8 protein-coding genes and 1 riboswitch are annotated in these 11,985 nt (G+C 70.2%); of the genes, 4 read left to right on the forward strand and 4 right to left on the reverse strand.

Annotated features, from left to right (window positions below; all coding sequences use genetic code 11):
- The first annotated feature begins 7 nt into the window (after positions 1-7).
- Positions 8-3,127 (forward strand): arabinosyltransferase domain-containing protein, encoded by a 3,120-nt coding sequence (locus AVL48_RS33375; RefSeq protein ID WP_074038112.1) that lies wholly within the window; start codon positions 8-10, stop codon positions 3,125-3,127.
- A gap of 523 nt (positions 3,128-3,650) precedes the next feature.
- On the opposite strand, the gene helR is transcribed toward AVL48_RS33375, so the two are convergent.
- The 4 genes from helR to AVL48_RS33395 form a co-directional block, all read right to left on the reverse strand.
- Complete coding sequence (helR, locus tag AVL48_RS33380; protein ID WP_177242307.1) at positions 3,651-5,828, reverse strand: RNA polymerase recycling motor ATPase HelR; 2,178 nt, start codon at positions 5,826-5,828, stop codon at positions 3,651-3,653.
- 576 nt (positions 5,829-6,404) lie between these two features.
- Positions 6,405-7,910, reverse strand: a complete 1,506-nt coding sequence (locus tag AVL48_RS33385; protein ID WP_061981460.1) for a precorrin-2 C(20)-methyltransferase — start codon at positions 7,908-7,910, stop codon at positions 6,405-6,407.
- Positions 7,907-8,530, reverse strand: coding sequence for a precorrin-8X methylmutase (locus AVL48_RS33390; RefSeq protein WP_061981459.1), 624 nt, complete (start codon positions 8,528-8,530; stop codon positions 7,907-7,909). Before AVL48_RS33390 ends, AVL48_RS33385 begins: the two co-directional genes overlap by 4 nt.
- Positions 8,527-9,615 (reverse strand): precorrin-3B synthase, encoded by a 1,089-nt coding sequence (locus AVL48_RS33395; protein WP_061981458.1) that lies wholly within the window; start codon positions 9,613-9,615, stop codon positions 8,527-8,529. Before AVL48_RS33395 ends, AVL48_RS33390 begins: the two co-directional genes overlap by 4 nt.
- Positions 9,616-9,712: 97 nt before the next feature.
- Between AVL48_RS33395 and AVL48_RS33400 the strand changes: the two genes are divergently transcribed.
- Genes AVL48_RS33400 through AVL48_RS33410 form a run of 3 tightly spaced genes read left to right on the forward strand, consistent with a single transcriptional unit; the run spans position 9,713 to position 11,712 of the window.
- Positions 9,713-10,618 carry an ABC transporter ATP-binding protein gene (locus AVL48_RS33400; RefSeq protein WP_061981457.1) on the forward strand — a complete coding sequence of 302 codons (906 nt, stop codon included), beginning with the start codon at positions 9,713-9,715 and terminating at the stop codon, positions 10,616-10,618.
- A complete protein-coding gene (locus AVL48_RS33405) occupies positions 10,615-11,466 on the forward strand; it encodes an ABC transporter permease (protein WP_061981456.1) in 852 nt (283 codons plus the stop codon). The genes AVL48_RS33400 and AVL48_RS33405 overlap by 4 nt, the downstream gene beginning before the upstream one ends.
- A gap of 3 nt (positions 11,467-11,469) precedes the next feature.
- Positions 11,470-11,712 (forward strand): helix-turn-helix transcriptional regulator, encoded by a 243-nt coding sequence (locus AVL48_RS33410; RefSeq protein WP_061981455.1) that lies wholly within the window; start codon positions 11,470-11,472, stop codon positions 11,710-11,712.
- A gap of 126 nt (positions 11,713-11,838) precedes the next feature.
- A riboswitch (cobalamin riboswitch) is annotated at positions 11,839-11,954 on the forward strand.
- The last annotated feature ends 31 nt before the right edge of the window (positions 11,955-11,985 follow it).

An 11,985-nucleotide genomic window follows, 5' to 3' on the forward strand; every position in this document is an offset into this window, starting at 1 on the left:
TGCGCCGATGCGTCTGATCGCTGTCACGCTGGGGTTGCTGTCCGCCTTGTGCGCGTTGGCTTTCCCCTTCCTGCCGGTGGTGCAGGACACAGCGGAGGTCGTCTGGCCAACGGGCGGCGACACCCGCTCCGTCAACGCGCCCTTGACCGGGTATTGGGCACAGGACCTGCGCGTCGATCTGCCGTGCTCGACCATCCGTTCGCTGGACGCGCGCTCGCCGGGCCAGGCACTGTTGTTCTCCACCGTGCCCGACGGCCGCACCGACCCGCGCGCGGGCAAGGGCGTCGGCCTGCAGCTGCGCATCGACAACGGCGTGCTGCTCGCCTCCAGCCAGGGCCAGCAGATCGTGCAGCAGCCGCTGCCTCCTCAGTCGACGTCGTCGCACAACTGCGACGTCAAGCTCCGTACGGACGCGAACCAGATGACGGTGACCGTCGCCGAGACCGTGGTGTTCCACGCCGAGGGCGACGTCCGGCCGCGGCTGGTCGGGATCTATTCGTCGATCAACGACGGCAAGGACCCGATCGACGGCCTGCACGTCTCGGTGGTCCCGGACACCCGCTACCAGACCTCGCCCACGGTGCTGAAGTGGATCATCGGGGTGCTCGCGGCGCTGTCGTTCATCGGCTGCCTGATCGCGGTGTGGCGGATGGACTCCGGTTTCGCCCGTCGCGCGCCCAGGTGGGCACCGGTCGGCTGGTGGCGGCTGACCGCCCGCGACGCGACGGTGATCATCGCGCTCGGCGCGTGGGTCTTCATCGGCCCAGTCACCTCGGACGACGGCTACATCCTCACGATGTCGAGAGTCGCCGAAGAGACCGGCTACCTGACCAACTACCACCGCTGGTTCGGCGTCGCCGAGGCACCGTTCGGCTGGTTCTACCACGTGTATCAGCTGATGGCGCACGTCAGCACGGTGCCGCCGTGGATCCGGCTCCCGTCGTTCCTGCTCGGCGTGCTGAGCTGGCTGCTGATCAGCCGCGAGGTCATGCCCCGCCTCGGCACCCAGGTACGGACGAGCCGAGCGGCGGGCTGGGCCGCCGCCGCGGTGTTCCTGGTCTGGTGGATGCCGTACAACAACGGCGTCCGGCCGGAACCGGTCGCCGCGCTGGGCTCGCTGCTGGCGATCTGCGCCGTCGAGCGCGCGCTGGTGACCCGCCGTCTGCTGCCGCTGGCCCTCGGTCTCACCGCGGCCGGCTTCACCCTGGCCGCGACGCCGACCGGGCTGATCGCCGTCGCGCCGTTCCTGGTCGCGGCCCGCCCGCTGTTCAAACTGGTCCGCCAGCGCGCCGAGAACGGCTGGCTGCCGGTGCTCGCGCCGGTGCTGGCCGCCGGGCTGCTGGTGCTGGTCGTGGTGTTCGCCGACCAGACCTTCGCCACCGTGCAGGAGGCGACCCGGATCCGCACCCAGGTCGGCCCGAACCTGTCGTGGTTCCAAGAACTCGCGCGCTACCAGTTGCTCTTCGAGAGCCTGCCGGACGGTTCGGCGCCGCGCCGGTTCCCCGTGCTGCTCGTGCTGCTGTGCACGGGGGCGTGTCTGGTGGTGCTGCTGCGCCGCGGCCGGATCCCCGGCGCCGCACTCGGCCCCAGCCGCCGCCTGATCGGCACGGTCGCGCTGTTCTTCCTGCTGCTGGCGCTGACCCCGACCAAGTGGACGCACCACTTCGGCGCGTTCGCCGCGGTCGGCGCGGCCATGGCGGCGCTGACCGCGCTGGCGACCAGTTCGACGGTGCTGCGGTCGAGGCGCAACCGGGCGGCGTTCCTCGCTGGGCTGCTCGTGGTCGGCGCGCTGGCCGCGACCGGACCCAACTCGTACTGGTTCGTCTCGAAACTCGGCGTGCAGTGGACCGCCGTGGCGCCCTCGATCGGCGGGATCCCGCTGTCGACGATCCTGCTCATCGCGGCCGCGATCTCCGGCGTATACGCGTTCGTGGAGAACGTCCGCGCGCACCGGCCGGGGCTGCCGGCGGGGCCGCAGGAAGGCCGAGGCCGGTCGCTGCGGCTCGGTTCACTCTCGCTGGTGGTCGTCTGCGGTCTGATGGCCACGGGCGAGTTCGTCAGCATGGCGTGGGCGATCCACAACCAGGCCGGTTCCTACAGCCTCGGTGCCGCGAACTTCGGGCATCTGTCCGGGAAGAGCTGCAACCTCTCCGACCACGTGATGGTGGAACGGGACGCCGCCACGAGCATCCTGCGGGCCCAGCCCGAACAGCGGACCGTGCCGGTGAAGAAAGAGGAGCCGCCCGCCGGGCAGACCCCGCCGCCGCTGCCCGATCCGGAACAGGACAACGGCCGCGTGCAGACCGGGTTCCACACCCGCGCCCTCGACGACAAGGACCCGCTGGCCGAACCGCCACACGGGTTCAAACCCGACGAAGTGCCGATGTGGAGCAGCTTCCTCGACCCCGAAACCCGCGCCGGACGGCTCCGCAGCGACTGGTACGCCCTCGCCGAAAAGCCCGCGGACGGCCAGATCGTGGTGGCCACCGCCGGGGCGTCACGACGGCCGACGTCGGTCAGTCTCGACTACGGCGTGAACACCAGTGAAGGCGTGAAGGTCCTCCGCAGCCAGTTCGTGCTCCCGCCGGGCGCGGGGACGAACGGCTGGAACGACACCCGCATCAACCTGCGCGACCTCCCCGCCGAGACGACGTCCGTGCGGATCAACATCGTGGACAACGACCTGACCGAGGACGGCTGGATCGCCGCGTCCGCGCCCCGGGTCCCGACGTTCACCACGCTGACCGAGAAGATCGCGGGCAAGCAGGTGTACGTCGACTGGCCGGCGTCGTTCGTCTACCCGTGCGTGCAACCGGTGACCTCGCACGACGGCATCTCGAAGGTGCCCGACTACCGGATCACCCCCGGCGCCGTCGCCGACGAGGCGAACTGGGCGTCCAGCACCAACGGCGGCCCGATTGGCTGGCTCGAAGAGGTCGCGGCCGAACCCGAGGTGCCCAGCTACCTGATCGGCCAGCCGAGTCAGTCGTGGGGCCAGCTGCTGCAGGTCGAACCGTTCACCGAGGGGATCGCGCCGACGATCATCCACGGCGAGAAGGTCGTCCCGGGCTGGTGGTCGCCGGGTCCCGGACCGCGGCAGCCGAACGGCAAGGACCCGACGCGGTAGAAGCCTTCGAGGTTGTCGTGTCCGTGGCGCGGTGGCGTTGGCGGTGGCGTGTCCGTGAAGGCCTCCTTCCCTACTCTCAAGGTAGGGAAGGAGGCCTTCACGGACTTCCCGGGCTGATTCTGGGCGCCACTCTTGGGCGTCAGTGTCCACAACGGACACTTTCTGTCGACTTGGCGCCCGATTGAGGCCTATAAGTACGTTTCGGCGCGGGGTCGTGAGTGCGGATGAGGGTTCTAACCCTGATTGGCACTCACGACCCCCTCCCGAAGCCTCGCATATCACCCGAATCGGGCGCTGCGGACTTCGGAAGTAATACGCCGACCTGTCGACCCCGCGTGAGGCCCCTTCGCGCGGCTCAGCCTCCTCGGTCCCCGAAGTGTCCCTTGTAGACGCTCAGATCCCCCTGGCGCGGTGGTGTGTCCGTGAAGGCCTCCTTCCCTACTCTCAAGGTAGGGAAGGAGGCCTTCACGGACTTCCTGGCTCGGCGACGGCCAGCTGAGGTGGTCGGCCGGACGGCCGGCCGTCACCGCGTGGTCAGCCCGGCCAGCTCCGACGGCAACGAACCCTCGTACAGCACCCCGAGCCGCTGGGTGGCGCGGGTGAGCGCGACGTAGAGCTCGGCCGCGCCACGGGGGCCGTCGGCGAGGATCCGGTCCGGGTGCACGACCAGGACCGCGTCGAACTCGAGGCCCTTCGTCTCCGAGGCGGGCACGGTGCCCGGCACCCCCGGCGGCCCGATCACGACGCTGGTGCCTTCACGGCCGGCTTCGTCCTCGGCGAACTCCTCGATGGCCGCGGCCAAGGTGTCGTCGGTGACGGCCCGCGCCCACGGCGGGACGCCGGTGGAGCGGACCGAAGCGGGCGCCCGGACGTCCGGCGCGAACTCGGCGAGCACCGAGGCGGCGACGGCCATGATCTCCGACGGCGTGCGGTAGTTCACCGTCAGCGACCGGTACACCCAGCGGCCCGGCACGTACGGCTCCAGCATCGACGCCCACGACCGTGCCCCGGCTTCGGACCGGCGCTGCGCGAGGTCGCCGACCACGGTGAAGGACCGGCTGGGGCAGCGCCGCATCAGCACTCGCCAGTCCATTTCGGACAGTTCCTGTGCCTCGTCGACCACGACGTGCCGATAGGTCCAGTCCCGGTCCGCCGCGGCGCGTTCGACCAGGCTGCGGGTGTCGTGCTCGACGAACCGGTCGGCGAGTTCGCCGGCGAAGAGCAGGTTCTCCGCCGACAGCATGACGTCCTCGTCCATCTCCTCGCGGTCGAGCTTCATCGTGTCGAGCACACCTTCGGCGTACTCGGCCTCGGCCTTCTTCTCCCGTGCCACGGCCTGCTCCGCCGCCTTTTCCGCCGCCGTGTCCCGCCCGAGGAGGTCGACGAGTTCGTCGAGCAGCGGCATGTCCGAGACCGTCCAGGCCTCGCCGTCGGCGCGCAGCAACGCCGGGTCGGCTCCGGCCGCCCGCAGCCGTTCCTCCGACGAAAGGAGCGAGCCCAGCAGGCTTTCGGGCGTCAGGATCGGCCAGAGCGCGTCGAGCGCGGCGGTGAACGCCTCGCTCTCCGCGAGCTCCTCGAGCAGGTCCTTGCGCAGCCGCTCCCATTCGTCGCGGTCGTCCCGGCTGAGCCAGCCGCGGCCGATGCGCGCGATCGCCCGTTCGGTGAGCACGTAGGTGACGATGTCGAGGAACGCCGCGCGGGCCTCGTTGTGCGGCAGCTCGCTCTTGCGCCCCTCTTCCCTCGCCCATTCCGCGGTCTCGGCGTCGATCCGCACGGTGACGTCGGTGAGCTCGATCTCGAGCGGCTCCTCCGGCACCCGCTGGCGGTCGGCGACGGCGGCTTTGAGGACGTCCAGCATCTTCAGCGAGCCCTTGAGCCGCGCCACCTCCGGTCCGTCCTCGGCGGTGACGTGCTTGCCGGGGACGAAGTCGCCGGTGGTCATGAACACCACGTCGGTCTCGCCCAGCGACGGCAGGACGCGGCCGATGTGGTGCAGGAACGCCGGATTCGGCCCGACCACGAGCACGCCGTGGCGTTCCATCCGCTCGCGCTGCGTGTAGAGCAGGTAGGCGACGCGGTGCAGTGCCACCACGGTCTTCCCGGTACCCGGACCGCCTTCGATCACCAGAACGCCGGGGTGCTCGTGCCGGATGATCTCGTCCTGCTCGGCCTGGATCGTCGCGACGATGTCGCGCATCCCCTCCCCTCGGGGGGCGTTGACGGCCGCGAGCAGCGCCGCGTCACCCTCCGCGTCCTCGCTGGGACGGCCGAACACCTCGTCGGTGAAGCCGCGCAGCTCACGCCCGTGGGTGTGGAACTGGCGGCGACGGCGCATCTTCTCCGGCGTCGCCGCGGTCGCGGTGTAGAACGGGCGCGCCGCCGGTGCCCGCCAGTCGAGCAGCACCGGTTCGTAGTCCTTCGCCTCGTCGAAGAGACCGATGCGGCCGATGTAGGAGGTCTCCCCCGAAACGCTGTCCAGCCTGCCGAAGCACAGTCCGTTGTCGACGACGTTCAGCCGCCGCGACTCCCGGTCCAGCGCGCGCACCTCGACGTCCCGTTCCATGGCCGTCCCGCCGGTTCCGCCCAGCGCGGCCTGGAACTCCCCCTTCACCCGTGCGCGTTCGGCGTCCAGGCGCGTGTAGAGCCCGGCGACGTATTCGCGTTCGGATCGCAGTTCTTCTTCATGACCCTGAGTTGACACAGGCTCCCATTTCCGCAGGTTCCGGCTACGGCGAGTGAGTCTGCGGTATGACCGGGGGCTTGTGGCAAGTCCCCCTATGCGCTATATGTTTATTACGGAGGGAGTCAGCCTTCGCCCGGTGGCGTGTGGTCGAGCCCCGGAAAGTAACTCTCCCACCTCTTCTCTCGTGATCCTCGGCGTCGCCGACCGGCAGATCTCCTCGCCCACCCGCTCGGCGTCCGTCTGCCACAGCCGCACCCCGCTGCCCCCGACCGCGAGCGTATGCGTCCGGGACGCGCACCGTCCGGAACGCCGACGCCGCCAGTTCCCTGCCGGTCGGGCCGAACGCCAGCTCCTTGACGCCCGCGGCGATCGTGTGGCCGTCGGGGCTGAGCGCCATCTTGTACAGCGCGCCGCTGTCGGGCCGCAGGGGTCGAAACCAAGCTCGGTCGTTGGGGGTCGGCGACGTCCCACAACGCGAGCAGACCGTCGTGGGTCTCTTGGATCGGCGCGAGCCGGTACGCGGCGAGGCTGCCCTTGTCCCGGTCCAGCGACTCCCTCAGATCGGTCGCTTCGGCGAACTGCCGGGCTCGGCCGTCACTCGTAGGTGCGAGGCGTCCAGACGATCCCGTTCTCGGCGCGGGTCTTGGACGAGCCCACGATCAGCAGGCAGCGCATGTCCACGCTCGCCGGATCGAGGGTACCGAGCGTGACGACGCGGATGTCCTCCTCCGGGCCGCCGACGTCGCGGGCGACGACCACCGGCGTCTCCGGCGCGCGATGCCGGAGCAGCACGTCGCGGGCCTGCGCGAGCTGCGTGGTCCGCGTCCGCGACGCCGGGTTGTACAGCGCGAGCACGAGATCCGCGGCACCCGCCGCGTCGAGCCGCCGTTCGATGATCTCCCACGGCTTGAGCCGGTCGGACAGCGAAAGCACGCAGTAGTCGTGCCCCAGCGGTGCACCGACCCGGGACGCGGCCGCCTGCGCGGCGGTCACCCCCGGCACGATCCGCACCCGCGTCCCCGCGCCGTGCCCGGCGGCGACCTGCTCCAGCACCGCCGACGCCATGGCGAACACGCCAGGGTCACCCGAGGACACCACCGCGACCCTGGCCCCGGTCGAGGCCAGTTCGAGCGCCTCCACGGCGCGGTCCGCCTCGACCCGGTTGCCCGACGCGTGCCGCTGCTGGCCCGCGCGCTGCGGCACTCGCGCGACGTACGGGCCGTAACCGACGATGTGCTCCGCCGCGGCCAGTTCCTCGGTCGCTTCGGGTGTCAGCCAGTCCGGGCCCGCCGGGCCGAGTCCGACGACCACGACCTCGCCACCGGTGTGCGTTTCCCGCTTCCGGGTGACTTCGGCTTCGTCGGCGAGCCGGGAGGCGTAGGCCGGGCTGGGCAGCAGTGCCAGCGAGAAGTACGGCACCGACTCCGGGTCCACGTCGGCGAACGGCTCGACGCGCTGCGCCTGCCAGGTCGCGCGTTCGACGTAGAAGGCGTCGTCCAGTTTCCCGGCCTCGGCCAGCGCCTCGCGGACGTTGCCGAACGTGCGGCCGAGTTTGAGCACCGCCGCGGCTTGCGTGTCGGCCAGCCGTCGCGCGAGTTCCGGCGCGGGCAGGGTGCCTGGCAGGATGGTGAGGACCTCGTCGCGCTGCACCAGCGGACGGCCGAGCACCGACGACGCCGCGCTCACCGACGTCACGCCGGGCACCACGGTCGCCTCGTAGCGGTCGGCGAGCCGTTCGTGCATGTACATGTAGGAGCCGTAGAAGAACGGGTCGCCCTCGCAGAGCACGACCACGTCGCGTCCGGCGTCGAGATGCTCGGCGAGCCGTTTCGCGCTCAGCTCGTAGAAATCGGCGATCGCGCCTTCGTAGCCGCCGGGGTGGTCGGTGGTCTCGGTGGTGACCGGGTAGACCAGCTTCTCCTCGATCTGGCCGTCCCGCAGATACGGCTCGGCGACCGATCGCGCGATGCTGCGGCCGTGCCGCGCGCTGTGATAGGCGATGACGTCGGCCTCGCCGATCAGCCGCGCGGCCTTGACCGTCATCAGTTCCGGGTCACCGGGACCGAGCCCGACACCCCAGAGTTTCCCGAGCCCGCTCATTCGACCTCACTCGCCATCGCGTTGATCGCGGCGACGGCCATCGCGCTGCCGCCACGACGTCCGTGCACCACCAGATAGGGGGCGGGAGCGCGTTCGACGAGCTCCACTTTGGACTCGGCGGCGCCGACGAAGCCCACCGGGACACCGATGATCGCCGCCGGGGCCCCGACACCCTCGTCCAGCAGTTCCAGCAGCCGGAACAGCGCGGTCGGCGCGTTGCCGATCGCCACCACTGAGCCGGGCAGCTTGTCGCGCCACAACTCCAGCGCGGCCGCGGAGCGGGTGGTGCCCATCCGCTCGGCCAGCCCCGGCACCTTCGGATCGGACAGCGTGCACAGCACCTCGTTGGCGGCGGGAAGGCGTTTGCGGGTCACCCCGGAGGCGATCATGTTGGCGTCACACAGGATCGGCGCGCCCGCTTCGAGGGCCGCTCGACCGGACTCCACCACGTCGAGGCTGTAGCGGAGGTCGTCGACCAGGTCGACCATCCCGCAGGCGTGGATCATCCGCACGGCCAGTACCGCGACGTCGTCGGGGAGGATCGCGAGATCCGCCTCCTCGCGGATGGTCGCGAACGAATGCCGGTAGATCTCGGCCCCGTCCCGGATGTAGTCGATCACTGTGTTCCCTTCTCCGCCAACGTCGCCAACGTCTCCGTTAGCTCGCCGACCGGGACGAACGCCCCGCCGACCAGATAACCGTCCTCCGTCGCGAGTACGTCGACGTGCTCGCGCGCGGGCTTTCCGCATCGCCGTGCGCACCCGGCGAAATGCACCCTCGGGGTCCGGCCGACCCGCGCCGCGTCGGCCCGCACGTCGGCGAGCGACTTCGCGCAGCCCGGCCGCCCGACGCAGGCGCTGATCCCGAGCGACGGCGCGCCCGGATCGGTGATCAGCCCCGGGTCCGCTTCCAGGGCGCCGAGGACCAGGATCGATCGCCACGGGGTGACCACGGCGTTTCCGGCCTTCGCGATCTTGCGGGCCTGGGCCGAGGTGAGCCTGCCGAAGACCGGGGCGACCCCGGTCGCGTCCCCGATCGGCCCGATCGGGAGGCCCGGGTCCACCTCGAACTTTCGCGGTTCCGCCTGTTCCCCCGGTATGCCCTTGAGCAGCGGCTCCGTATCGGCGAGTTCGCTGATCCGCCAGGCCGTTCCTCGCACGCGAAGGAACGCGCGCGCGACCGAAATCAGCGTCTCGACGGCGTGCTCGGCGGTGACCCGCAGGCCGGTGTCCTCACCGGCGAGCAGCACGGCTCCGTCGCGCCAGCAGACGTCGGCGCCCTCGCCCGCGACGTCGCCTTGGCCGCCATCGAGGGCGAAGAGGAAGCGTCCCGGGAGTTCGGCCAGCTCGGGAACGGCGCACAGTGCCTCGTCGAGCGCCGGGGCGAGCTTCTGCGCGGTGTCGCTGAGCGGCGACGCGAGGATGTTGCGGACGCGTTCGTGCGACGGCGAGGGCAGGAGCCCGGCCGCGGCGAGCCTGCCCGCGAGACCGGGCCGGGTGACGCCGCGCAGCTGCATGTTCCCGCGGGAGGTCAGATGGAGGGCGCCGTCCCCGAGGTCTTCGGCGGCTTCGGCGAGCGCCCTGAGCTGGTCCGCGGTGATGGCGCCGCCAGGCAAGCGGACCCGGGCGAGCGGACCGTCGGCGGCGTCGTGCGTGGCGAAGACACCAGGGCACGCGTCGGCTCGGACACGTGCGCTCGTGGACATGCGCTCACTGTAGATGGCCCGTTCTCCGACAGTATTCGTCGGACCAAATATAGTAGTTGTGCTACATTCGATCGCAGCACTGAGATGGGGGTGACCAATGAGAGATCCACAGGACGTGATGATCGCCGTCAAAGATCTCCGGATGCGGTACGGCACGAACGACGTCCTCCACGGCGTCGACTTCACCGCGCACCGCGGCGAGGTGATCTGCCTGCTGGGCCCGAACGGCGCGGGCAAGACCACGACGATCGAGATCCTCGAAGGCTTCCGGATGCGGTCGGAGGGCGAGGTCAGCGTGCTGGGCACCGACCCGGCGCACGCGGACGAGAACTGGCGGGCCCGGCTGGGGGTCGTCCTCCAGGCCTGGCGCGACCACGCGAAGTGGCGGGTGCGCGAGCTGCTGGAACACCTGGGCGGCTACTACGCGCCGTACTCCACGGATCGCATCAAGCGGCCGTGGGATCCGGACGAGCTGGTCGCCGCGGTCGGCCTGACCGAACACGCGGACAAGAAGGTCCGGATGCTCTCCGGCGGGCAGCGGCGCCGTCTCGACGTCGCGATCGGCATCGTCGGCCGTCCGGAACTGTTGTTCCTCGACGAGCCGACCGCCGGGCTGGACCCGGAGGCGCGGCGCGAGTTCCACGAACTCGTGCACCGGCTGACCGATGACGACGACACGACGATCCTGCTGACCACGCACGACCTCGACGAGGCCGAGAAACTGGCCGACCGGATCCTGATCCTGAACCACGGCCGGATCGTCGCCGACGGTTCGGCCGACGCGCTGAGCAGGCAGATCGCCGGAGAGGCCGAGGTGCGCTGGACCCTGGACGGTCAGCGGTTCGTGCACTCGACCACGGAATCGACGAAGTACGTGCACGAACTGTTCAAGCAGCACGGCGACGCCATCGCCGATCTGGAGGTCCGGCGGGCGTCACTGGAAGACACGTACATGACCTTGGTCCGCACGGCCGAATCCCTGGAGGCGGTGAGCACGCGATGAACGCGGTTCAGCACAGTGTCCGGCTGGGCATCCGACGCGGCTGGATCGAAGGCCGCCAGATGATGACCAACCGGGAGGATCTCTTCAACACCTTCCTCTTCCCGGTGATCTTCGTGGTCGTCATGTTCTTCATGCGCGACTCGAAACTGCCGGGGACCGAGTTCTCGCTCGGCTCCGCCACCGTGCCGAGCGTGCTGGGCGCGTCGATCGTGTTCAGCGGCATGCTCGGCATGGCGGGCATCCTCGCCGTCGAACGCGAGGACGGCACGCTCCTGCGCGCCAAGGCCACACCGAACGGCATGCTCGGCTACCTCGTGGGCAAGGTCGTCACGGTGTCGTTGAGCACGATCATCGGGATGCTGCTGGTACTGATCCCCAGCCTGATCCTGTTCGACGGCATCGCCCCCGGCGGCCTGGCTTCGTGGCTGGGCCTGCTGTGGGTGCTGGCGCTCGGCCTGCTCGCCACCATGCCGATCGGCGCGATCTTCGGCTCGCTGACCTCGAACGCGCGCAGCATCGGGCTGATCATGCTGCCGACACTGGGAATCGGCGCGATCTCCGGGATCTTCTACCCGATCACCGCGCTGCCGGAATGGCTGCAGGGCATCGGCCAGGTGTTCCCGATGTACTGGCTCGGCCTCGGCATGCGGTCGGCGCTGCTGCCGGACTCGACGGTGATGGTGGAGATCGGGCAGTCCTGGCGGCCATGGGAGACCCTCGGTGTACTGGCCGTCTGGGCCGTGATCGGATTGACACTGGCCCCGGTCGTCCTGCGGCGCATGGCGCGGCGCGAGTCCGGGTCCTCGGTGGCGGCACGACGGGAAAAGGCGATGCAGCGAATTGGCTAGTTCATGAGCGAGGTCGTTTACAACCGGATCGCGATGTTGCGCGCGGAACGAGGCATCTCCCGCCGCGAGCTCGCCGATGCGCTGGGCGTCCATTACCAGACCATCGGGTACCTGGAACGCGGCGAGTACAGCCCGAGCCTCTACCTCGCCCTGCGGATCGCGGCGTTCTTCGAGGTGGCGGTGGAGGTCATCTTCTCCACCGCCCCTTTCCCGCGGATCGGGGATTCCTCGGAGCGATCGGCTTGAGCGCCGAGGTCGTGAGTGGTACATGATGGCCCCACCACCGCCTCCGACCAGCGCGAACGCTGGGGCCTGTTCCCTGAAGGGCACATCACCTTGACGCCGGGCCGAGGCGCACCGGAGAGTGAGCTTCGAACCCACGCGTCGGCAGGTGGAGGAACCCGGTGAGAATCCGGGGCGGTCCCGCCACTGTCACCCCTCCCAGGTGAAAGAGGGGAAGCCAGGAACTCCGGCCGGCGCGACCGCACGACCCGGGGCGCGGACACCCCGAGTGAGGAC

It is taken from the genome of Amycolatopsis regifaucium (assembly GCF_001613935.1).
In the GTDB taxonomy this organism is placed as follows: Bacteria; Actinomycetota; Actinomycetes; order Mycobacteriales; family Pseudonocardiaceae; genus Amycolatopsis; species Amycolatopsis regifaucium.